This is a genomic window from Pantoea sp. MT58 (genome assembly GCF_014495885.1).
Lineage (GTDB): Bacteria > Pseudomonadota > Gammaproteobacteria > Enterobacterales > Enterobacteriaceae > Pantoea > Pantoea eucalypti.
Genome location: NZ_CP061083.1, coordinates 1,965,026 through 1,986,912, shown reverse-complemented (window position 1 = coordinate 1,986,912; position 21,887 = coordinate 1,965,026). Strand labels below are relative to the sequence as shown.

Genomic DNA, 21,887 nt, shown 5'->3' with positions numbered 1-21,887 from the left:
GGCCCGGCAATAATATAATCAAATCTGGCGGAAGCGGCTGCGTACGCTGAAAGTTTCAGACGTCACATAACGCTCCACGTCGCGCACGCTGCGCTCATCACGCTGCAGCGCACTCTCCAGCTGGTCCAGCAGCTCGCTGGCGCTGGGCTGACGTTCGTCCTCCGTGACATTGGCGGGTTTCACATCCAGCACAAAACCCAGCACGAAATAGGCGACCACCGTAAACATAAACAGACCAAAGAATAGTGATAACACCACAATGACCCGAAGCAGACGCACCGGAATATCGAGATACTCCGCCAGACCCGCACAGACGCCCATCAACTTTCCTTCGTCAGGCTTGCGCCACAACTTACGGCCTTTCATCATGGCTGCCTCCAGTTAGGGTGTTCGGCATCCAGAATCGCTTCCAGCGCGTCAATACGTTCACGCATCCGCTGTGCATCCTGCGTAACACGCTGCAGGCGCTGGATTTCGCTTTGCGACAGTTCCGAACCGCCGTTGCGTTTGTTGTTGTAATGCAACCATAACCAGATCGGTGCGACAAACAGCACGAAGATCGTTAAGGGTATGGCAAGAAAAAGTGCGCTCATTGACTCTCCTTAATCACTTATTGCAACGTCGATGATTACTCACTGCGGTTCATTTTGGCTTTCAGCGCATTAAGCTGCTGGCTGATTTCATCATCCGCTTTCAGGTCAGTAAACTGCTGGTCCAGGGTTTTTGGCTTACCGAAACCGTGGCTTTCTGCTTCCGCTTCCATGTGGTCAATGCGTCGTTCAAAAGATTCAAACCGGGCCATCGCCTCGTCGATTTTACCGCTGTCCAGCTGACGACGAACATCGCGTGATGAAGAGGCCGCCTGGTGACGCAGCGTTAACGCCTGCTGGCGGGCACGTGTTTCAGTCAGCTTTTTCTCCAGCTCACTGATTTCGCCTTTCATACGTTCCAGCGTCTCTTCCACCTGGCCCACTTCCTGTTTCAGAGAAGCGATAAGGTCAGTGAGTTTCTGTTTTTCGATCAGTGCTGACCGCGCCAGATCATCTTTATCCTTGCGTAGCGCCAGTTCCGCTTTTTCCTGCCATTCGGCCTGCTGGATCTCTGCCTGCTCAATACGGCGTGACAGCTGTTTCTTCTCAGCCAGCGCCCGCGCAGAGGTGGAACGCACTTCGACTAAGGTGTCTTCCATTTCCTGAATCATCAGACGGACCAGTTTCTGCGGATCTTCAGCACGCTCCAGCAGGGAATTAATGTTGGCATTTACGATGTCAGCGAAACGAGAAAAAATACCCATAATGATGTTCCTCTTTTAATGTTTTAAAACGTGTTGCCCTGCTTAGTTAATACAAGATGCGTGCCAATTTTTATCGCATTGTTTTTTAAGGAATTTGATATTTTACAGCCTCGTCCGCATATTTTAAGATAGTCAAAATGATTAAGGGATGGCGAAATTCATCATGACAGGCACTAACGATAATCTTTTAGGTGAGTCGAACAATTTTCTGGAGGTTCTTGAGCAGGTCTCCAGACTGGCTCCGCTGGAAAAGCCGGTTCTGGTGATTGGCGAGCGCGGAACGGGTAAAGAGCTGATCGCCAGCCGTCTGCACTATCTCTCTGACCGCTGGCAGGGACCGTTTATCTCGCTGAACTGCGCCGCGCTGAATGAGAACCTGCTCGATTCTGAACTCTTTGGTCATGAGGCCGGTGCCTTTACCGGTGCGCAGAAGCGCCATCTCGGACGTTTTGAGCGGGCTGATGGTGGCACGCTGTTTCTGGATGAGCTGGCAACCGCGCCGATGCTGGTGCAGGAAAAGCTGCTCAGGGTAATTGAATATGGGCAGCTGGAGCGTGTCGGCGGCAATCACTCCCTGCAGGTGAATGTGCGGCTGGTCTGCGCCACTAACGAGGATCTCCCTGCGCTGGCGGCAGAGGGGAAATTCCGTGCCGACCTGCTGGATCGTCTGGCCTTTGATGTGGTGCAGTTACCGCCCCTGCGCGAACGCCGCAGCGATATTCTGGTGATGGCCGATCATTTTGCCATCCAGATGTGCCGCGAACTCGGCCTGTTACTTTTTCCTGGTTTTACCGCTCAGGCGCAGCAGACTCTGCTTGATTATCACTGGCCCGGCAACGTCCGTGAGCTTAAGAACGTCGTGGAACGCTCAGTCTATCGTCATAACAGCAGCGAGCAGTTGCTGGATAACGTCATTATTAACCCGTTTGCTTCACGTTCTGAACCGGTTGTGCTCCTCCGTGCCGGTCAGAACGCGGAGAGTAACGACCTGCCTGCCCTGCCGCTGGATCTGCGCCAGTGGCAGAATCGACAGGAGCGGGATCTGGTGGAAGCCAGCCTGCAACAGGCACGCTATAACCAGCGCCGCGCCGCCGGGTTGTTAGGTGTTACCTATCATCAGCTGCGCGCGATGATGAAAAAGCACGACATAAAAGCCGAAAACTAGACAGGTCGACGATGACATCTTTGTCTATGCGTTATGTTTTCTGGTTAATCGCTGTCAAAACTGTCTGGTAACGTCCAGGCTGCTTTAGCAGGAACAAAAACAGCAATTACGTGTTATGCGGCCTGGTGCCCATTTTGTCAGGTTGCCTGAGGGTCGGAACCAGCAGGACAGCAGCTGTCACCATGACCACGGCAAGTGCTGACATCAGCAAAACATTGTCTGTCCCATATTGTGCCGCCAGCGGCCCCGCAACCAGTTGACCAATAGGAATGGAGATAAAGGAACCCATCGCATCATACGCGTACACGCGAGCCAGTTTATCGGCTGGGATATGAGTCTGTAATGAATGCGCCCAGGTTACGCCAAACAGGCCTAATGAAACGCCAGCGATAAAGAACCCTGCAATCAGCCATGCTGCTGATGCATTCAGGCCTAGCATCATTATCGGGAGTGCACAGAGACCTGCCAGCATAGCGCCAATCAGAAGATCACGACGTGGATGCCATTTCATAGCCAGAAATGATCCAGCAATTAAACCTGCACTCTGGGCGGCCACAATCATCCCCCACTGCGCCCGCCCGAAAGAGGCGTCAGCAATTATCGGGCCATAGACTTCTACAATGCCATTAAACGCGACGTTGATAATGGCGAACTGAAGGACTATCGACCAAATCCAGCTTCGCCCGGCAAATTCTGCCCAGCCTTCTTTAATATCGCGCAGGATATTGCCTTGCATCGTCCCGCCCTTATTCGGGCTCACACGCATAAGGAAATAAAGCGGCGCGGAGACCGCAAATCCCAACGCATCTATCGCCAGCCCCCAGCCCGGCCCGACAGCACTGGTCATCACGCCTCCCAGCGACGCTCCCAGTACCGTGCCGCCATAAACACTGAGCTGAATGAAAGCATTGGCCTGACGCAGGTGCTGTGCAGGCACGACCTGCGGAACCAGCGCAGAGGAAGCTGGCAGAGCAATCCCCGATGCCGCGCCATTCAGCGCGCCCAGCAAGGTGAGGCTGATTACTGTGGCTGAACCCTCAAGCACAGTCCACGCAACGAAAGCCTGAGAAACAGCAGCTATCAGCGCCGATACAACTAATACCCGACTACGTGAGTAGCGGTCGGCAACCACACCGCCCACCAGCAGAAACAGCACGTTGAACAGGGAGCGGGATGCCACCACGACGCCTAAATCAGAGGCAGATCCATCCATATCCAGAACTGCAAAGGCCAGCGCGATGGGCGCGATTCCATTGCCCAGCACGGTAAACAAACGTCCGAAAAACAGATAACGAAAGGAGGGATAGTGGAAAGCCTGAGCGCTTTTCTGGAATTCAGTCATTGTCCGGCGTTGGTTGGGCAGAGGTTGTGCTTATAGTAACGGCGTTTCTGTAATAGTTAAGTCCGGTTTTAAGCCGGTCTTGCTCAGGTAAATGCCAGGCCATTACAGATATCATTCTGTTTTACTCTTTTTCCATCCCCATGCTTTCATGCAAAACCGCAATCAGTGCACCTGTTCAGTCAGCGGTGATCCTGCTCTTCAGAGCTATGCACCCGACAAAAAAAAGCCCGCCATGAGGCGGGCAACAATACTGGAAGCAATGTGAGCAATGTCGTGCTCTTCTTCGGCAGAGCCACCGTCGAAGTGCATATGAATAATAATCATTCCTATTATCATTTGTAAAGCACCCGTTGAGAATTTTTCTCATTACCACACCTTCTTTGCGCTCTTTTTCCTGATGCAGGATGAAAAACAGCCTGGTAGCCGCTGCAGGTTTTGGGACAATGCCCGCTTTGAGATACACTCTGCCTAATGCCTCAAAATCGTTGAGTTCTATGTCAAAACTACTATGTTCGCTGTTGCTCAGCCTCAGCGTGTTGAGTGCCCCTGCGTGGTCAGCGCCTGCGGGTGATATCCGCCAGACCGGCTTTGTCTATTGCGTCAGCGGCACGCTGAATACCTTTAACCCGCAGATGGCCAGCAGCGGGCTGACTGTCGATACCCTGGCGGCACAACTTTATGACCGCCTGCTGGATGTTGATCCCTACACCTATCGTCTCAAACCCGATCTTGCGTCCAGCTGGGAAGTGCGCGACAACGGCGCAACGTATCGCTTTCATCTGCGTGGCGGCGTGCAGTTTCAGCAGACCAATCAGTTCCACCCTACCCGGCCGCTGAACGCAGACGACGTTGTTTTCAGCTTCGAGCGGATGTTTGACCGTAATCACCCCTGGCATAACGTCAACGGCGGTAATTATCCCTATTTTGATAGCCTGCAATTTTCCGACTCAGTGCAGAGCGTGAAGAAAATCGACAGCAGGACGGTTGAGTTCAGACTCAACAGCCCGGATGCGTCGTTCCTGTGGCACATGGCGACCCACTATGCGCCGGTGCTGTCGAAGGAGTATGCCGACCAGCTGACGGCGCAGGGACACCAGGAAGAGATGGACAGGCAACCCGTTGGCACCGGCCCTTATCAGCTCAGCGAATATCGCACCGGCCAGTACATCCGTCTGGCGCGCAATCCTCATTACTGGAAGGGTGTTCCGCGTCTGCAACAGGCGGTAATCGATCTGGGGTCTGGCGGTACCGGGCGGCTCTCCAAACTGTTAACCGGCGAATGCGATGTACTGGCCTATCCCGCGGCCAGCCAGCTCAGCATTCTGCGCGATGATCCGCGCCTGCGGATGACCCTGCGTCCTGGCATGAACATCGCCTATCTGGCTTTTAATACCCGCAAGCCGCCGCTCGACCGTCCTGAAGTGCGTCACGCGCTGGCGCTGGCAATCAACAATGAGCGGCTGATGGAGTCGATTTATTACGGCACCGCCGAAACGGCTGCCTCCATATTACCGCGCGCTTCCTGGGCCTATGACAATGATGCGCGTATTACCAGCTATGATCCGGATAAATCCCGGGCCGCGCTGGCGGCATTGGGCATCAGCGATTTGCATCTGCGACTGGTGGTGCCAGTGGCATCGCAGTCCTGGAATCCCAGCCCGCTTAAAACCGCCGAATTGTTACAGGCAGATCTGGCACAGGTTGGTGTGCGGCTGACGATTGTACCGGTAGAAGGCCGTTTCCAGGAGGCGCAGCTAATGGCGATGAATCATGATCTGACGCTGTCAGGCTGGGCCACTGACAGTAACGATCCTGACAGCTTCTTCCGTCCTCTGCTCAGCTGTGCGGCGATTCGCTCACAGACCAATTACGCGCACTGGTGCTCGCCGGCCTTTGACGAAACACTGCAGAACGCCCTGTTATCACAACAACTTTCGGGCCGCATCGACAGCTATGACAAAGCGCAACAGATTCTGGCACAGGAGTTACCGGTACTGCCGCTGGCATCCTCTCTGCGGCTCCAGGCGTTTCGTCATGATATCAAGGGGCTGGTGCTGAGTCCGTTTGGCAACGCCTCGTTTGCCGGGGTTTATCGTGAAGCTGATGAGGGGAGTAAATGATTATCTATATTTTGCGGCGCCTGCTACTGCTGCTCATCACCCTGTTTCTGCTGTCGCTGGTCAGCTTCAGCCTGAGCTATTTTACCCCTAATGCGCCGCTGGAAGGCGCTGCACTCTCGGACGCCTGGTGGTTCTGGTTTAAAGGGATGCTGCAGTTTGATTTCGGCGTCTCCAGCACTAACGGTCAGGAGATTGGTTTACAGCTGCGCGAGGTGTTCCCGGCCACCATGGAGCTCTGTATCCTGGCGTTTCTGTTTGCGCTGCTGGTGGGCATTCCGCTGGGAATCTGTGCCGGTGTGATGCGCAACAAATGGCAGGATAAAACCATCAGTGCGCTGGCGCTGATTGGCTTTTCTGCGCCGATCTTCTGGCTGGCGCTGATTCTGACGCTCTTTTTCTCGCTGACGCTGGGCTGGCTGCCAGTGTCAGGTCGCCACGATCTGCTTTATCCGGTTCAGAACGTCTCTGGTTTTGCGCTGATTGACGCCTGGCTGAGTCGTTCGCCGTGGCGACATGAGATGATTATCAGTGTCCTCTCGCACCTTATTTTGCCGGTGCTGGTGCTGGCGATGGCACCGACAACAGAGGTGATACGTCTGCTGCGCAACAGCACCAGCGACGTGATGGACAAAAATTATGTTAAAGCGGCCGCCACGCGCGGTCTTTCACGCTTTACCGTCATCCGCCGCCACGTGCTGCATAACGCGCTGCCGCCGGTGATTCCACGTCTTGGCTTGCAATTTTCCACCATGCTGACGCTGGCGATGATTACGGAGATGGTCTTTAACTGGCCTGGTCTTGGACGCTGGCTGATTAACGCGATTCGCCAGCAGGATTATGCGGCGATCTCAGCCGGTGTCATGGTTATTGGCGGACTGGTGATCCTGGTGAATGTGATTTCTGACGTCATTGGCGCGGCCATGAATCCGCTGAAACATAAGGAATGGTATGCCGTCCGATAATATCTACGCCGAAAAACGCCTGCCCAGCGCATTTCGTCAGAGCTGGCATCATTTCTACGGCAACCCGATTTCAATGGTCGGACTGTATGGCTTTGGCGCAATCTTATTGCTCTGCCTGTTTGGCGGGCTGATAGCACCCTACGGTATTGACCAGCAGTTCCTGGGCTATCAGCTGCTGCCGCCCTCCTGGTCACGCTACGGTGATGTCTCGTTCTTTCTCGGGACTGACGATCTGGGTCGCGATGTACTGAGCCGCCTGCTGAGTGGCGCAGGCCCCACAGTGGGTTCAGCGATTCTTGTGACGATCTCCGCCACCCTCGGTGCGCTGGTATTGGGCGTGCTGGCGGGCATGACGCACGGTATCCGCTCGGCCGTCATGAACCATGTCCTGGACACCCTGCTCTCGATTCCGTCGCTGTTGCTGGCGATTATCGTGGTGGCGTTTCTCGGGCCACGACTCGAACATGCGCTGCTGGCCGTCTGGCTGGCATTGATGCCACGTCTGGTCCGCGAAATATACAGCGCCGTGCATGATGAGCTGGAAAAGGAGTATGTGGTGGCTGCTCGCCTTGATGGCGCTCGCGGTCGCAACATTCTGCGCTATGCCATATTGCCCAATATTCTGCCGCTGCTGATTACCGAAATAACCCGCGCGCTGTCGATGGCCATTCTGGACATTGCCGCACTTGGCTTTCTCGACCTTGGCGCGCAGTTGCCTTCGCCGGAATGGGGCGCGATGCTCGGCGATTCACTGGAGCTGATCTACGTCGCACCCTGGACCGTTATGCTGCCCGGCGTGGCGCTGATGGTGAGCGTATTAATTGTTAACCTGCTCGGTGACGGCATCCGTCGCGCCGTCGAAGCGGGAGTGGAATAAATGCCGTTACTCGATATCCGTAATCTCACCATTGAATTTATGACCGCTGACGGGCCGGTCAAAGCCGTTGACCGCGTTAATCTGACGCTGGGCGAAGGCGAAGTCCGGGGACTGGTCGGAGAATCCGGCTCCGGCAAGAGTCTGGTCGCCAAAGCTATCTGCGGCGTCACCAACGATAACTGGCGTGTTACCGCTGACCGCATGGTGTTTGATGATGTGGACCTGCTGCGCTTATCGCCGCGCGAGCGTCGTCGCATTATCGGACACAACGTCTCAATGATTTTTCAGGAGCCGCAATCCTGTCTGGATCCCTCAGAGAGCATTGGTCGCCAGCTGATGCAGGTGATCCCGCGCTGGACGTACAAAGGGCCATGGCTGAAACGCTTCTGGTTCTGGCGCAAAACCCGCGCTATCGAACTGCTGCATCGTGTCGGCATTAAAGATCACAAAGATATTATGCGCAGCTTCCCTTATGAGCTGACTGAAGGTGAGTGCCAGAAAGTGATGATCGCCATTGCGCTGGCTAACCAGCCGCGCCTGCTGATTGCGGATGAACCAACAAATGCCATGGAACCGACCACCCAGGCGCAGATTTTCCGCCTGCTGAGCCGCCTCAACCAGAATAACAACACCACTATTCTGCTGATCAGCCATGACCTGCGCACAATGAGTCAGTGGGCAGATCGAATCAACGTGATGTACTGCGGTCAGACGGTGGAAACCGCCCAGAGCGAAGATTTGATGAGTACGCCGCATCACCCTTATACCCAGGCGCTGATTCGGGCCATGCCCGATTTTGGGCGCGCCCTGCCGCACAAAAGCCGTCTTAATACCCTGTCGGGCGCGATTCCGTCGCTGGAGAGTTTACCGATTGGCTGTCGTCTGGGGCCTCGCTGTCCCTATGCCCAGCGTAAATGTATTGAAACGCCTCGGCTCACCGGCAGCAAAACCCATCTCTACGCCTGTCATTTCCCGCTGAATATGGAGGGCCAGTAGCATGGAGACCCTGCTGGAAGTGCGCAACCTGAGCAAAACCTTTCGCTACCGTACGGGCCTGTTTCGCCGTCAGCACGTTGAAGCAGTGAAATCGGTAAGCTTTACCCTGCGTGAGAAACAGACGCTGGCGATTATCGGCGAAAACGGCTCGGGTAAATCCACCCTGGCGAAGATGCTCAGCGGCATGGTCGCCCCCACTGAAGGTGAGATTCTGATTGACGATCATCCGCTGACCTTCGGCGATTATGGCTATCGCAGTCAGCGCATACGCATGATTTTTCAGGATCCCTCAACCTCACTGAATCCGCGACAGCGCATCAGTCAGATCCTGGAGTTTCCATTGCGGCTCAATACCGAGCTGAATGCGGAGGAGCGCGAGAAACGCATCATTGCTACGCTACGTCAGGTTGGCTTACTGCGCGATCATGCCGGGTACTATCCTCACATGCTGGCGCCCGGTCAGAAACAGCGTCTGGGTCTGGCGCGTGCATTGATCCTCCAGCCTAAAGTCATTGTGGCCGACGAAGCGCTGGCCTCGCTGGATATGACTATGCGATCTCAGCTGGTGAATCTGATGCTGGAACTGCAGGAGAAGCACGGGATCGCCTACATTTATGTCACGCAGCATCTGGGCATGATGAAGCACATCAGCGATAAAGTGCTGGTGATGCATCAGGGCGAAGTGGTCGAGCGCGGCGGCACGGCGGACGTGCTGGCCTCCCCGCTGCATGATCTGACACGACGGCTGATCAGCAGCCACTTTGGCGAAGCACTGAGTGCCGAAGCCTGGCGGCGTGAGCGCTGATTTTTGCTGCATATCGCGGAAATTGCGGGGCGATTTACCTGATTTATGAGAGACGTGCTAGAATCCGCACGTCGATTAACGTCGGTCGCTTACTTTTTAATCATGCGGCCGCCAACTACAATGACCATAAGGATTACAGCTATGGGTTTTCTTTCCGGTAAGCGCATTCTGATTACTGGCGTTGCCAGTAAACTTTCCATCGCCTACGGTATTGCACAGGCGATGCACAAACAGGGCGCAGAACTGGCTTTCACCTACCAGAACGACAAGTTAAAAGGTCGTGTGGAAGAGTTTGCCAAAGAGTTGGGTTCAGACATCGTGCTGCCATGTGACGTAGCTGAAGATGAGAGCATCAAATCTCTGTTCACTGAACTGGCAAAAACCTGGCCAAAATTTGACGGTTTCGTTCACTCTATCGGTTTCGCGCCTGGCGACCAGCTGGTAGGCGACTACGTGAACGCCGTGACTCGTGAAGGCTTTAAAATCGCGCATGATATCAGTGCTTACAGCTTCGTCGCGATGGCCAAAGAGTGCCGCGAGATGCTGAATCCACAGTCTGCGCTGCTGACCCTCTCATACCTGGGTGCTGAGCGCGCAATCCCGAACTACAACGTGATGGGTCTGGCGAAAGCGTCGCTGGAAGCTAACGTGCGTTATATGGCGAACGCCATGGGGCCGGAAGGCGTGCGTGTTAACGCCGTTTCTGCGGGTCCAATCCGCACCCTGGCAGCTTCAGGCATCAAAGATTTCCGTAAGATGCTGGCGCATTGCGAAGCGGTCACCCCGATTCGCCGTACTGTCACCATTGAAGATGTCGGCAACTCAGCAGCATTCCTCTGCTCTGATCTGGCTGGCGGCATCACCGGTGAAGTGGTACACGTTGATGGCGGCTTTAGCATCGCTGCAATGAACGAGCTGGAACTGAAATAAGTTCCGCAAGGGCGAGCCTGGCTCGCCCTTCTCTTTATCCCCGCCTCGCTCTTCCTGCCTGATTTCGCTCCCGTTATACCGTAACGCTATTAATTATCACCGATCATTCTTTTGCCCCGGCCTGCCCATCAGCGACGATAAGCCTGACCTTCGGTTTATGCACATTTTCAGATTTTGCCGCCTGCATGCCGAACCCGATTTTGCAAAAGGATTGATCATGGAACAACGCCGCTATCCGGGCCATAACCACTGGTTTTATGAAAGCCAGACCAGTCCACGTATTGCTCAGGCCGCACCGCTGGTGCCAGAGGCTGCCCATATTGATGACCGTTTCCTGCTGGGATGCTACGCCGATAACACCGTAGTGCAGTCACTGCTGCGCACGCATCAGCCGGCACTGCTGGCCGCGCGCGATCTGGCACAACTGCTTTTTCCTGATCGCGTCAACAACTCACTCACCCATACACTAACGCTCTACGATCGCCTCAGCACTGCGCTAACCGTCGCGCAGGTCGCGGGCGTGCAGCGGTTGTGTAATCACTACTCTGCCCGATTAAATCCATTGCCCGGGCCCGACTCCTCACGCGAGAGTAATAATCGCCTGACCCAGATCACACAGTATGCCCGCCAGCTGGCGATGCAGCCTGAGCTTATCAACGCGAGCGCGATCACCGCCCTCGATGCGGTCGGCCTGACTGAACCCGATATTGTCACGCTGAATCAGGTGATCGGGTTTGTCAGTTACCAGGCACGCGTGGTTGCCGGATTGCAGGCGCTGCAGGGTCAGCCGGTACGCTGGCTGCCGGGCAGCTCCCTGCCCCCTGATGCTGATTCCACCGGTTTTGACCAGCCTGCCCGCTGGCAGCCCGTGCTGAAACCGCTGGAGTTGCGCTATGCCAGTGCTGAGCAGCTCGCTGCCGTTACCCGCTGTCAGTCTCTGCCCGGCATGCAGGAGGCGGTATGGCTGCTGGCCCATGATCCCTCGGCGCTCTATGGCTGGGCGCAGCTGTGTCAGCATCTTTCTCAGGAGGATACGCTGGCCGAGGCAACCGCTGCGCGTATTCTGGGCAGTCGCTGGGCGTTCCGGCTGCTGGACGGGAACGACATCCTGATTGAGGGTGTGGAGGAGACGGCGTCAAAAGGTGAAGAACAGCTGATTATTGCGCTGTCGGTACAGCTGACCCGGTCACCTGAGCGATTCAGCGCCGCCCACCTGCAACCGCTGATGGAGGCAGGCTGGGAGGCTGAAGCGTTGTTCGCGCTAATACAGCGTGTTGCGCTAGGCAACTGGAACAGCCGCCTGTTTTACGCGCTGGGCGAGGCGAAGTAACTGCGTTATACCGGCAGCAGACCACGCGCTTCGTCGAAAAAGTGCTGTGCCAGCGGTGTGGCACGGCCAGGTTCGGCTATCACCAGTGCCGCCTGACGTGCCATCGGCGGCAGCGTAATGGCGCGCTGCTGCAGTCCCTGCAGTGAAGCGGGCAGCAGGTGACCAACCGGCGACACCAGCAACCCCAGCCCGACCTGTGCACACTGCATCAGTTGCATAATAGAGGCACTCTCAACGATCACTCGCGGCACCAGTGCCGCCTCGCGAAACGCCATATCAATGTAGCGGCGGAAATAGCGCGTGGGCTCCGCCAGACAAAGTGGCTGTTGAGCCAGTTCATCCAGCGTCAGCGGGGTTCCCCCCACCAGCTCGGGGAAATGGTCGGGATGGAATACAGCTTCAGCGCCCCGGTCTGCCAGCATCTCGGTCTGAAAATGGAGTTCCCGTAGCGTCGCCATCTCGAAAAAACCGATACCGACATCCACGGTGTGGCTATTGAGCGCTTCCAGCAGCTGATCAGCACTCAGTACCGCAATGCGGTAGTCGAGCTGGGGATAACGCGCCTGCACCGCTTTCAGCAGCAACGGCAGCGCCATGCTGCACTGCGGCACCACGCCAACCCGCAGCGTGCCGTTCACCCCATGTTTCAGTGATTCAACTTCCAGCTTCAGCCCCTGATACACCGAAACAATTTCACGCGCCCAGGCCAGCACGCGATCGCCCTCTGGCGTAAATCCGGCAAAGTTATTGCTGCGGTTAATCAGCGGCAGGCCCAGCTCGCGCTCCAGGTTTTTCAGGCGCATCGAGAGCGTTGGCTGTGTAACAAAACTGGCTTCTGCGGCCCGCCCGAAATGGCGTTCACGCTCCAGATTACATAGGTAGATCAGTTGTTTAATGTCGATGTTATTTATCCATCTGCAGGTTAAAGCGTGTTTTCGTCACTGTCTCGCTGTCAGAGTCAACCCGAGTTAAGAGTGAGATGTTACCCTGCTTAACCATGGCGGTTTTAACCGCACGGTTCATTGGCGCAAGGGGAACGATGAATCAGCAACCGATGTGCCCTGAAAAAGCGGCAGAGCGTATGCCCCTCTACATCTTCACGACCGCTGTTTTCGCGGGTTTAGTGAATATGGCATTCAGCGCCAGACAGATTAAGCCGAACCCCACCGGTAGCAAAAAATCGTAGCCTAACAGCCGGTAAAGCCCGATTCCGGCTATTCCTCCTGCGAGGAAAGCCAGCAATGTCAGCGTGTGTAGTCGCAGCCGGTCCAGATATAGCGGTGCATCTTTCGGCGAGGTTTTACGCCGTAGCACCTCAAACAGCATCGCCATTTCAATGCCGATGTCGGTCGCTGTGCCAGAAATATGGGTTGTACGAACACGTGCATTAGAGATCCGCGTAACAACCGCATTTTGCAACCCCATCAGGAAGCTCAGGCTCGTGATTAACACCACGCCAGGTGACAGCGGCGGAAAGTGATTCTCGATCACGCCCAGCGCAATCAGCGCGGTGCCCTCCAGCAGGATGACAAACGCATAGATAGTGCGGATGTTTCTGCGGTGCCCGGCATTAATGACGAGGGTCGAAAACAGGGAACCCACAATAAATAACAGGACGATCGACAGAAAAAACAGGCCGGGCCCCAGATTCGCTTTTGCCAGATGATCGGACAACAGCGAGACATTCCCTGTCATGTTGGCTGAAAAAAAACCGACGATCTCAAAGGCTGCGGTATTCAGCGCGCCTGCAGCAGCGGCAAGCGTGCAGGCGAGTCGGGTATCGGCGCTATTGCTGCGGCCATGGGTGCTGGTTAGCATGACGACCCTGTGTTCAATGGAAAGCCTTATAATCCGCCGAATCTCTGCCCGCGACAAGGCGCTGCGTCAAACTCGCCCCTCTCTGCCATGCTTTACTTAGCAGCCCGCTGCTCAGCACGCTGCGCTGCATACACTCAGCGCAGAGTGGGCTGATTAATGCGTTGCCAGCCGGAAGGTGGAGACCGACTGCGTCAGGTACTGCACCTGCTCTTCCAGCGAGGCAGAGGCCGCCGCAGACTCCTGCACCAGCGCCGAGTTCTGCTGAGTAACGCTATCCATCTCGGTGACGGCCTGCTCAATCTGACCGATGCCGCGACTCTGTTCATCAGAGGCCGTGGAGATATGCTCCATCAGCAGATTGACGCGGCTGACCGAGGAGATAATCGCGCTCATGGCATCACCGGTCCGGCTGACCTGATCAGAACCGGCATGAATGATCGAAACCGATTCGGCAATCAGCCCTTCAATCTCTTTGGCAGCGGTGGCGCTGCGCTGGGCAAGATTACGCACTTCCCCTGCCACTACCGCAAAGCCACGTCCCTGCTCACCTGCACGGGCGGCTTCAACGGCTGCGTTCAGCGCCAGAATATTGGTCTGGAAAGCGATGCTGTCGATAACGGTCGTGATCTCTTCAATCTTCTTCGAGCTGGCATTAATCAACGCCATTGATGTCACCACTTCCTGCGAGACTTTTTCACCGCTCTCCGCATTCTTCACCGCTTCACTGGTCAGACGGCAGGCTTCAAAGACGTTCTCGGTATTCTGTTTCACCGTGGCGCCCAGTTGCTCCATGCTGGCCGCCGTTTCAGTCAGTGCGGCGGCCTGCTGTTCGGTACGCGAGGCAAGATCGATGTTACCCGCTGCAATCTCCTGCGAGGCGGTGGAAACGGAGCGGGTTGAATCACGCACCTGCAGAATAATGGTGGTCAGCGCACTGCGCATCTGCTCCAGTGAGCCCATCAGCAGCTGAATTTCGCTGCGTGAACCTGACCTGGCCGGTACCGTGGTATCCAGCACACCCGCCGCAATCAGTTTGCAGTGTTCCTGCGCGTCATTAAGCGGTGAAAGTACGTAGCGCTTCATGAAGATGTAAATGGCAATAATAATGGCAAAAAACAGGACGCCAAACAGCCCAAGCAGCGTAATGCCGGCGGTGAAGTGACTCTGGGCATCGCTGTTCAGCTTTTTAGCATACGTTTCATGCTGGGCCAGCACCCGATCCAGAATGATTTCGTACTGGCGATCAAGGCGAACCACGTTAGGGATCTGACTTTTAAAGCGCACCTGATCATGCGCCTCAGCGGCATCAATTAAGGGTTGTAGTCCCTGCTGACGATAGGCCAGATAAGCCTGACTATAGGCGTCAGCTTCGGCTTCTTCGCCTGGCAGACGCGGCGCATTCATGTAGGCCTGAAATGCGGCATCCGCTTTACCGGCTACGGTCCGCACACTGTCCAGCGTGGCGGGATTGTTTGCGTCGCTGCCCTCAATCTCCTTCATATATTCCATCAGACGGACACGCAGCGTTCGGCTGTGGTTGATCGGGTCAATCACTGAGAGCACCACACGGATCTCTTTGTTAACCGCATTCAGGGAGTGATTGCTCTGAATCAGGAGCCAGGTACTGATTGCCACGCTGGTCAGAAACAAGGCCAGCAGGAAGGAAAATATCATCAGGGAAGATTTTTTTAACGACATTGCGGTGTTCCAGTAATGAGGGGATTAATCGCTATATCGGCAGAAAGAGGTGCCCCATTAGGGTAAGGATTTTTTTAGTTACAATAGGCGGGTGGGCAGTGGTCAGTGTCTCCACCAGGAACGGTGCAAACCGCCCGCTGCACCGGGCGGATAACGTGATGATCACGCCTGAAATGGGCTGGGTTACGCAACACCCAATGCCATTTTTACCTCATTTGCGATCTTCTCAACCTGCGGGCCATAGATCACCTGAATATCGTGCTCGCTGACACGATTAACACCGTTCGCACCGGTGCTCATCAGCGTCTGATCAACCACCTGATTCATCTCTTTAACCCGAACCCGCAGACGGGTAAAGCAGCAATCGACATCCTCAATGTTGGCCTGCCCACCCAGTCCGCTAATAATCACCTGCGTGCGTTCATCCGCGGTCACCTGTTGCGGTTTTTCATCCTCCGACTCCCGGCCCGGTGTTTCCACATTCATTCGGGTAATCACCAGCCGGAAAGCGTAGTAGTAGATCGGCGCATAAATTACGCCCAGCACCAGCGTCCACCACCAGTGGGTTTTCGCCCCGCCCAGCATGCCGAACACCACCAGGTCGATGACGCCGCCCTGCACGTTGCCGATCATCAGATGCAGCATCGACATCAGCATAAACGACAGGCCGGTCAGGAAAGCATGCAGCAGGTAGAGCACTGGCGAGACAAAGATAAAGCAGAACTCCAGCGGTTCCGTGATGCCGGTGGTGAATGAGGTCAGTGCGCCCGCCATCACCAGCGCTTTGACCCGCTGTTTATGTTCAGGCCGCGCGGTGTGATAGATCGCCAGTGCCGCCGCGGGCAGGCCAAACATCATGACCGGAATCTTGCCCTGCGCCAGAAACTGCGTGGCGGTGCGCAACGTCTCATCGGGGATCGACCCCGGATGGGTCAGTGAGGCGTTGAAGATGTTCAGCGCGCCGACAACCGTCTGGCCATCGACCACGGCCATGCCGCCAATGGGTGTAAAGCGCACGGTTTCATTGAGAATATGATGCAGGCCGGTGGGGATCAGGATGCGCTCAAAAGCCCCCAACAGAAAAGCACCATACTGGCCGCTTTTACCAATCATCTGTCCAATCCAGGCGATGCCATTGCCAATGGTCGGCCAGATCAGCGCCAGTAACACGCCAATCAGCGGCAGACAGACCACGGTAATGATCGGCACAAAACGCCGTCCGCCAAAAAAGCTGATCGCCGTGGGCAGTTGCTGCGTGTAAAAACGATTGTGCAGCGCCACCGTGATCAGTCCGGCAATGACCCCACCCAGCACGCTCATGTTGTAAGTGAAGACACCCAGCATGTTGATGTACTCCGCCGAAGTCATCATGGCGGTGGTCTGATCCATTCCCGCCTGCTGCAGGGCTGCCGGAGTGGTCGTCGCCGCCGTAATCCCTTTCGCCGCCAGCGTGGCGCTGATGCCGACGTTCATCACGATGTAGCCGATCACTGCGGCAAAGGCGGCCGTGGGTTTTTCTGCTTTTGCCAGACCGATGGCACTTGCTACCGCAAAGAAGACGGGCAGATTAGCAAAGAGCGCGCCTGCCACTTTGCGAATAAAGCCAATGATTATCTGGGGCACCTGCATCTGCGCAAAAGCATCGCCGGTTACCGCCGGATTCTGCATCGCTGCCGCCAGACCGAGAAAAATACCGGCGGCCGCGATGACCGAGATTGGCATCATCAACGCTTTGCCAAACGCATGGATCTGGCTGGTCAGCTGTTTCATGGCGTCACGCTCTCTCTGATAGTGAACAGCAAGTATTAGCCTGTTGTGAGGAGAACTCCCGTTATCAGCCGGTTTAAGGCGGGTAAAATCTGACCACCATCACATTTCAGGCCTGTGCACGATAAACGCCAGCTATCGCACCATTATGTCAATCAATTAGACAAGGTATAACGATAGCTGCAGACTTCCTTTCACCATCAGGCTATAACCTGATAACAAACACCAAACAATAATGCCTACTATAAAAGCCTGCACTCACTATGAAATTTAAACGCCAAATCAAACCCTATCGCGCGGCTGCGGGCGGCTGGGGTTCTCTGGAAGCCACCACGCGTTTCGTGCTTGACAGCAAAGCGGCCCTGAAAAACATGCGCAACCTGATGCGCATGAATAAAGCACGCGGTTTTGACTGTCCGGGCTGCGCCTGGGGTGATGACAACAAAAGTACCTTCAGCTTCTGCGAAAACGGGGCCAAAGCGGTCACCTGGGAAGCGACGCGCCGCATGGTCGACACCGACTTTTTTGCTAAACACAGCGTAACCACGCTCTATACCCAGAGTGATTACTTCCTGGAGTATCAGGGGCGTCTGACCCATCCGCTGCGCTACAACGCGGAAACTGACCACTATGAGCCGATCAGCTGGGAAGATGCGTTTGCGCTGATCGCGCAGCACATCAAGGCGATGGATCATCCGAACCAGATGGAGCTTTACACCTCCGGTCGCGCCAGCAACGAAGCCTCCTGGCTCTATCAGCTGTTTGGTCGCCTGATGGGCACCAATAACTTCCCTGACTGCTCGAATATGTGCCACGAAGCCAGCGGCACCGGCCTGAAGCGCAGTATTGGCGTCGGTAAAGGCACGATTCGTCTGGATGATTTCGATCACGCCGATGCGATTTTCGTCTTCGGTCAGAATCCCGGCACCAACCATCCGCGTATGCTGCACAGCCTGCGTCATGCTGCCGATCATGGTGCGAAGATCGTCACCTTTAATACCCTGCGTGAGCGCGGCCTGGAGCGTTTTGCCGATCCGCAGAAGCCGCTGGAAGTCGTCACTTCAAAAGCGGGTAACATCAGCTCGTCTTATTATCAGCCCAATCTGGGTGGTGATATGGCGGCGGTGCGCGGCATGGTGAAATCCCTGCTGGAGACCCATCGCGCGCGTCTGGCAGCCGGTGAAAGTGGCCTGTTTGACCAGACCTTTATCAATGCTAAAACCAATGGCATTGAGACCTATCTGGATGCGGTGGATAACACCAGCTGGATGCAGATTGTGGCGCAGTCTGGCCTGACGCAGGCGCAGATCCGTGAAGCGGCGGCGATTTACCAGAGCGCTGACCGGGTGATTTGTACCTGGGCAATGGGCATCACCCAGCACAAACACTCGGTAGACACGGTTCGCGAAATCACCAACCTGCAGTTGCTGTTTGGTCAACTGGGCAAAAAAGGCGCAGGCCTCTGCCCGGTTCGCGGTCACAGCAACGTGCAGGGTAACCGCACCATGGGGATTGATGAGAAACCGGCTAAAGCGTTCCTGGACGCGCTGGGTAATCATTTCAATTTCGAGCCACCACGTGCCGCGGGCCATAACACCGTTGAAGCGCTGAACGCGATGCTGCGTGATGAAGTCAAAGTGCTGATCGCGCTGGGTGGCAACCTGGCTGCGGCTGCACCAGATTCACCGCGCACCGAAGAAGCGATGTCACGCTGTGGTCTGACTGTGCATATCAGTACCAAACTGAATCGCAGCCATCTGGTGCCGGGTCATGAAGGGCTGATTCTGCCGACGCTGGGCCGCACCGAACGCGATCTGCAGGCGACCGGCAATCAGTTTATTACCGTGGAAGACTCCTTTAGCATGGTGCACGCCTCTGAAGGGATTGGTATTCCGCTGGCGGAAACACAGCGTTCTGAGACCTGGATTGTTGCCGGTATCGCGCAGGCGGTGCTGGGTGATGAGAAAGTGAAATGGCGCGAGCTGGCCGGTGATTACAACCTGATTCGTGAGCATATCGCGGCAACGATTCCGGGCTTTGCCGACTTCAATGCGAAATGTGATATCCCCGGCGGTTTCTACCTGGGTAATGCCGCTGCCGAGTTGCGCTTCAATACGCCGAGCCAGAAAGCAGAGTTCAATGCCGCGGCGCTGCCGACCTCGCTGTTCCCGAATCTGGATCAAGAGGTCCCTTTCACTCTTCAGACGCTGCGTTCACATGACCAGTACAACACCACGATTTACGGCCTCGATGACCGTTACCGTGGCGTGTTTGGTCAGCGCGAAGTGGTGTTCATCAACCCGGATGATATGACAGACCTTGGTTTCACCGAAGGTCAGAATGTCGATATCGAGACACTCTGGAATGATGGCATTACCCGTCGCGTCAGCGGCTTCAAACTGGTTCCCTATAATATTCCGCGCGGTAATCTGGCGGCTTATTACCCGGAAACCAACCCGCTGGTGCCGCTGAACAGCTTTGGTGATGGCAGTGGCACACCGACCTCTAAGTCGGTGCCGGTGAAGCTGGAACTGTCAGCGGCACTGCCTGAACAGCGCATTGCCTGACCTCCCTTTCACTCCTCTCTGAAAAGCCGGTTCGTCCGGCTTTTTGCCTTGCCGCGCGCCGCCGAATCGCGTAAAACTGTCAGCCGCAATCAGGCCACGAAACGTAAAAATTATGTTCCAGGATAACCCGCTGCTCGCGCAGCTGAAACAGAAGCTCCATTCGCAAACGCCTCGAGCTGAAGGCGTCGTTAAAGGCACCGAAAAAGGCTTCGGCTTTCTGGAAGTCGATGCGCAGAAAAGTTACTTCATTCCGCCTCCGCAGATGAAGAAAGTGATGCATGGCGACCGTATTACCGCTGTGATCCATAGCGAGAAAGATCGCGAAAGCGCTGAGCCGGAAACGCTGGTTGAGCCGTTCCTGACCCGCTTTGTTGGTCGGGTGCAGAAGAAAGACGATCGCCTGTCGATTGTGCCGGACCATCCCCTGCTGAAAGATGCGATCCCGTGTCGCCCCGCACGCGATGTCAGCCATGAGTTTGAGAATGGCGACTGGGCAGTAGCAGAAATGCGTCGCCATCCGTTAAAAGGCGATCGCGGCTTCTATGCCGAACTTACCGATTTTATTGTCAAAGCTGATGATCATCTTGCTCCGTGGTGGGTGACGCTGTCGCGTCACAACCTTGAGCGTGAAGCACCTGATGTCAGCTTTGGCGAGATGATGGATGAAAACCTGACGCGTGAAGATCTGACCGCGCTGGATTTCGTCACCATCGACAGCGCCAGCACCCAGGATATGGATGATGCGCTCTATGCAAAAGCACAGGACGACGGCACCCTGCGTCTGACTATCGCTATCGCCGATCCGACCGCCTATGTGGCGGAGGGCAGTCAGCTTGATAAGCTGGCGGCACAGCGTGCGTTTACCAACTACCTGCCGGGCTTTAATATCCCGATGCTGCCGCGCGAACTCTCTGATGATGTCTGTTCGCTGCGTCCGAATGTGCGTCGTCCGGCGCTGGCCTGCCGCGTCACGGTAGCTGCCGATGGCACCCTGGGTGATGACGTCGAGTTCTTTGCGGCCTGGATCGAGTCTAAAGCCAAGCTGGCTTATGACGATGTCTCTGACTGGCTGGAAAACAGCGGCACCTGGCAGCCAGAAAGCGAGGCGATTGCTGAACAGATTCGTTTGTTGCATCGCCTTTGCCTGGCGCGCAGCGAGTGGCGTCAGACCCACGCGCTGGTGTTTAAGGACCGCCCGGATTACCGCTTCCTTCTCGGTGATAAAGGCGAAGTGCTGGAAATTGTGGCTGAACCTCGCCGCATCGCTAACCGTATCGTTGAAGAGTCCATGATTCTGGCCAACGTCTGCGCGGCAAAAGTGCTGCGTGATCGTCTGGGCTTTGGTATTTACAACGTGCATGCCGGTTTCGATGCCACCAATGCTGAACAGGCTGCGGCGGTACTGGCGAATCATGGTATTAACGTGGATGCACAGGCGATCACCACACTGGAAGGTTTCCGTGTGCTGCGTCGTGAGCTGGACGCCCTGCCGACCCAGTTTCTTGATAGCCGTATCCGTCGTTTCCAGACTTTCGCTGAGATCAGCACCGAGCCCGGCCCGCACTTCGGTCTGGGTCTGGAGGCTTACGCCACCTGGACCTCACCGATTCGTAAGTTCGGCGACATGATCAACCATCGTCTGCTTAAAGCAATTATTCGCGGTGAGTCGATCGCACGTCCGGATGATGCGGTGACGGTAACGATGAGTGAACGCCGTCGCCTGAACCGGATGGCGGAACGTGACGTTGGTGACTGGCTCTACGCCCGTTATCTGGCACCCTTTGCGGCTACCGATCGTCGTTTCAGCGCCGAGATTATCGACGTGTCGCGTGGCGGCATGCGTGTTCGCCTGGTCGAGTTTGGTGCGGTTGCCTTTATCCCGGCACCGTTCATTCACGCGGTGCGTGATGAGCTGGTCTTAAGTCAGGAGAATGGCAGCGTACAGATCAAAGGTGACGTGGTTTACCGTGTGACCGACGTGATTGATGTCACCATCGCCGAAGTCCGCATGGAAACTCGCAGCGTCGTGGCCCGGCCCGCCGTCTGAATGTCGCGTATTTAAGCGCTGACACAAGCGGGATAACGCTGGTTATCCCGCCCTTTCCCGCCCCGTTCTGATTGCAAAAAAGTTAAATTTGTACCCCGCTTCACACTTCTCCACTGATTAACTTTCACTTACATTCCATTACATTAAGTTTAACTCGTTGTTTTCGATC

General features: G+C 55.7%; 18 protein-coding genes. 10 read left to right on the top strand and 8 right to left on the bottom strand.

What is annotated here, in order from left to right; translation table 11 throughout:
- Positions 1-18: 18 nt before the first annotated feature.
- Genes pspC through pspA form a run of 3 tightly spaced genes read right to left on the bottom strand, consistent with a single transcriptional unit; the run spans position 19 to position 1,294 of the window.
- Positions 19-369, bottom strand: coding sequence for an envelope stress response membrane protein PspC (pspC, locus tag IAI47_RS09405; protein ID WP_003853797.1), 351 nt, complete (start codon positions 367-369; stop codon positions 19-21).
- A complete protein-coding gene (gene pspB / locus IAI47_RS09400) occupies positions 366-593 on the bottom strand; it encodes an envelope stress response membrane protein PspB (RefSeq protein WP_003853799.1) in 228 nt (75 codons plus the stop codon). Before pspB ends, pspC begins: the two co-directional genes overlap by 4 nt.
- A gap of 35 nt (positions 594-628) precedes the next feature.
- On the bottom strand, positions 629-1,294 hold the full coding sequence (gene pspA, locus IAI47_RS09395) for a phage shock protein PspA (RefSeq protein ID WP_008925259.1): 666 nt from the start codon (positions 1,292-1,294) through the stop codon (positions 629-631).
- A 163-nt stretch (positions 1,295-1,457) separates the two neighbouring features.
- Between pspA and pspF the strand changes: the two genes are divergently transcribed.
- Positions 1,458-2,459, top strand: coding sequence for a phage shock protein operon transcriptional activator (gene pspF / locus IAI47_RS09390; RefSeq protein WP_008925260.1), 1,002 nt, complete (start codon positions 1,458-1,460; stop codon positions 2,457-2,459).
- 106 nt (positions 2,460-2,565) lie between these two features.
- Here the strand turns inward: pspF and IAI47_RS09385 are convergent, their stop codons facing one another.
- On the bottom strand, positions 2,566-3,801 hold the full coding sequence (locus IAI47_RS09385; protein WP_008925261.1) for an MFS transporter: 1,236 nt from the start codon (positions 3,799-3,801) through the stop codon (positions 2,566-2,568).
- A gap of 494 nt (positions 3,802-4,295) precedes the next feature.
- On the opposite strand from IAI47_RS09385, the gene sapA reads away from it, so the two are divergent.
- The 7 genes from sapA (at position 4,296) to IAI47_RS09350 (ending at position 11,821) form a co-directional block, all read left to right on the top strand.
- Entirely contained in the window at positions 4,296-5,921 is a 1,626-nt protein-coding gene (sapA, locus tag IAI47_RS09380) for an ABC transporter substrate-binding protein SapA (RefSeq protein ID WP_003853805.1), read from the top strand.
- Positions 5,918-6,883, top strand: coding sequence for a putrescine export ABC transporter permease SapB (gene sapB / locus IAI47_RS09375; protein ID WP_003853807.1), 966 nt, complete (start codon positions 5,918-5,920; stop codon positions 6,881-6,883). The genes sapA and sapB overlap by 4 nt, the downstream gene beginning before the upstream one ends.
- The gene (sapC, locus tag IAI47_RS09370) at positions 6,870-7,760 is read left to right on the top strand and encodes a putrescine export ABC transporter permease SapC (RefSeq protein WP_008925263.1); all 891 of its coding nucleotides are present in this window, start codon (positions 6,870-6,872) and stop codon (positions 7,758-7,760) included. Before sapB ends, sapC begins: the two co-directional genes overlap by 14 nt.
- Entirely contained in the window at positions 7,761-8,756 is a 996-nt protein-coding gene (sapD, locus tag IAI47_RS09365; RefSeq protein WP_003853811.1) for a putrescine export ABC transporter ATP-binding protein SapD, read from the top strand. It begins immediately after the preceding gene.
- A gap of 1 nt (position 8,757) precedes the next feature.
- A complete protein-coding gene (gene sapF, locus IAI47_RS09360; RefSeq protein WP_003853814.1) occupies positions 8,758-9,561 on the top strand; it encodes a putrescine export ABC transporter ATP-binding protein SapF in 804 nt (267 codons plus the stop codon).
- Positions 9,562-9,702: 141 nt separating this feature from the next.
- Positions 9,703-10,491, top strand: coding sequence for an enoyl-ACP reductase FabI (gene fabI / locus IAI47_RS09355; RefSeq protein WP_003853816.1), 789 nt, complete (start codon positions 9,703-9,705; stop codon positions 10,489-10,491).
- Positions 10,492-10,708: 217 nt separating this feature from the next.
- Positions 10,709-11,821: an oxidoreductase gene (locus tag IAI47_RS09350; protein ID WP_008925264.1), complete on the top strand. Its 1,113-nt coding sequence runs from the start codon at positions 10,709-10,711 to the stop codon at positions 11,819-11,821.
- A gap of 5 nt (positions 11,822-11,826) precedes the next feature.
- On the opposite strand, the gene IAI47_RS09345 is transcribed toward IAI47_RS09350, so the two are convergent.
- The 4 genes from IAI47_RS09345 to IAI47_RS09330 all read right to left on the bottom strand — a co-directional run bounded on the left by IAI47_RS09345 (position 11,827) and on the right by IAI47_RS09330 (position 17,107).
- Positions 11,827-12,723, bottom strand: a complete 897-nt coding sequence (locus IAI47_RS09345) for a LysR family transcriptional regulator (RefSeq protein WP_033743061.1) — start codon at positions 12,721-12,723, stop codon at positions 11,827-11,829.
- Positions 12,724-12,910: 187 nt separating this feature from the next.
- The gene (locus IAI47_RS09340) at positions 12,911-13,639 is read right to left on the bottom strand and encodes a YoaK family protein (RefSeq protein ID WP_008925266.1); all 729 of its coding nucleotides are present in this window, start codon (positions 13,637-13,639) and stop codon (positions 12,911-12,913) included.
- A gap of 153 nt (positions 13,640-13,792) precedes the next feature.
- Positions 13,793-15,337, bottom strand: coding sequence for a methyl-accepting chemotaxis protein (locus tag IAI47_RS09335; protein ID WP_003853826.1), 1,545 nt, complete (start codon positions 15,335-15,337; stop codon positions 13,793-13,795).
- Between the two features lie 183 nt (positions 15,338-15,520).
- Positions 15,521-17,107, bottom strand: coding sequence for a PTS transporter subunit EIIC (locus IAI47_RS09330; protein ID WP_008925267.1), 1,587 nt, complete (start codon positions 17,105-17,107; stop codon positions 15,521-15,523).
- Between the two features lie 260 nt (positions 17,108-17,367).
- Between IAI47_RS09330 and IAI47_RS09325 the strand changes: the two genes are divergently transcribed.
- Positions 17,368-19,671, top strand: coding sequence for an FdhF/YdeP family oxidoreductase (locus IAI47_RS09325; RefSeq protein WP_008925268.1), 2,304 nt, complete (start codon positions 17,368-17,370; stop codon positions 19,669-19,671).
- Positions 19,672-19,783: 112 nt separating this feature from the next.
- On the top strand, positions 19,784-21,718 hold the full coding sequence (locus tag IAI47_RS09320) for an exoribonuclease II (RefSeq protein ID WP_008925269.1): 1,935 nt from the start codon (positions 19,784-19,786) through the stop codon (positions 21,716-21,718).
- Positions 21,719-21,887: the final 169 nt, after the last annotated feature.

What these genes read in the sequence shown, in the direction of transcription:
- pspC (WP_003853797.1), bottom strand. Translation starts at nt 369, where the DNA reads ATGATGAAAGGCCGTAAGTTGTGGCGCAAGCCTGACGAAGGAAAGTTG.
- pspB (WP_003853799.1), bottom strand. Translation starts at nt 593, where the DNA reads ATGAGCGCACTTTTTCTTGCCATACCCTTAACGATCTTCGTGCTGTTT.
- pspA (WP_008925259.1), bottom strand. Translation starts at nt 1,294, where the DNA reads ATGGGTATTTTTTCTCGTTTCGCTGACATCGTAAATGCCAACATTAAT.
- pspF (WP_008925260.1), top strand. Translation starts at nt 1,458, where the DNA reads ATGACAGGCACTAACGATAATCTTTTAGGTGAGTCGAACAATTTTCTG.
- IAI47_RS09385 (WP_008925261.1), bottom strand. Translation starts at nt 3,801, where the DNA reads ATGACTGAATTCCAGAAAAGCGCTCAGGCTTTCCACTATCCCTCCTTT.
- sapA (WP_003853805.1), top strand. Translation starts at nt 4,296, where the DNA reads ATGTCAAAACTACTATGTTCGCTGTTGCTCAGCCTCAGCGTGTTGAGT.
- sapB (WP_003853807.1), top strand. Translation starts at nt 5,918, where the DNA reads ATGATTATCTATATTTTGCGGCGCCTGCTACTGCTGCTCATCACCCTG.
- sapC (WP_008925263.1), top strand. Translation starts at nt 6,870, where the DNA reads ATGCCGTCCGATAATATCTACGCCGAAAAACGCCTGCCCAGCGCATTT.
- sapD (WP_003853811.1), top strand. Translation starts at nt 7,761, where the DNA reads ATGCCGTTACTCGATATCCGTAATCTCACCATTGAATTTATGACCGCT.
- sapF (WP_003853814.1), top strand. Translation starts at nt 8,758, where the DNA reads ATGGAGACCCTGCTGGAAGTGCGCAACCTGAGCAAAACCTTTCGCTAC.
- fabI (WP_003853816.1), top strand. Translation starts at nt 9,703, where the DNA reads ATGGGTTTTCTTTCCGGTAAGCGCATTCTGATTACTGGCGTTGCCAGT.
- IAI47_RS09350 (WP_008925264.1), top strand. Translation starts at nt 10,709, where the DNA reads ATGGAACAACGCCGCTATCCGGGCCATAACCACTGGTTTTATGAAAGC.
- IAI47_RS09340 (WP_008925266.1), bottom strand. Translation starts at nt 13,639, where the DNA reads ATGCTAACCAGCACCCATGGCCGCAGCAATAGCGCCGATACCCGACTC.
- IAI47_RS09335 (WP_003853826.1), bottom strand. Translation starts at nt 15,337, where the DNA reads ATGTCGTTAAAAAAATCTTCCCTGATGATATTTTCCTTCCTGCTGGCC.
- IAI47_RS09330 (WP_008925267.1), bottom strand. Translation starts at nt 17,107, where the DNA reads ATGAAACAGCTGACCAGCCAGATCCATGCGTTTGGCAAAGCGTTGATG.
- IAI47_RS09325 (WP_008925268.1), top strand. Translation starts at nt 17,368, where the DNA reads ATGAAATTTAAACGCCAAATCAAACCCTATCGCGCGGCTGCGGGCGGC.
- IAI47_RS09320 (WP_008925269.1), top strand. Translation starts at nt 19,784, where the DNA reads ATGTTCCAGGATAACCCGCTGCTCGCGCAGCTGAAACAGAAGCTCCAT.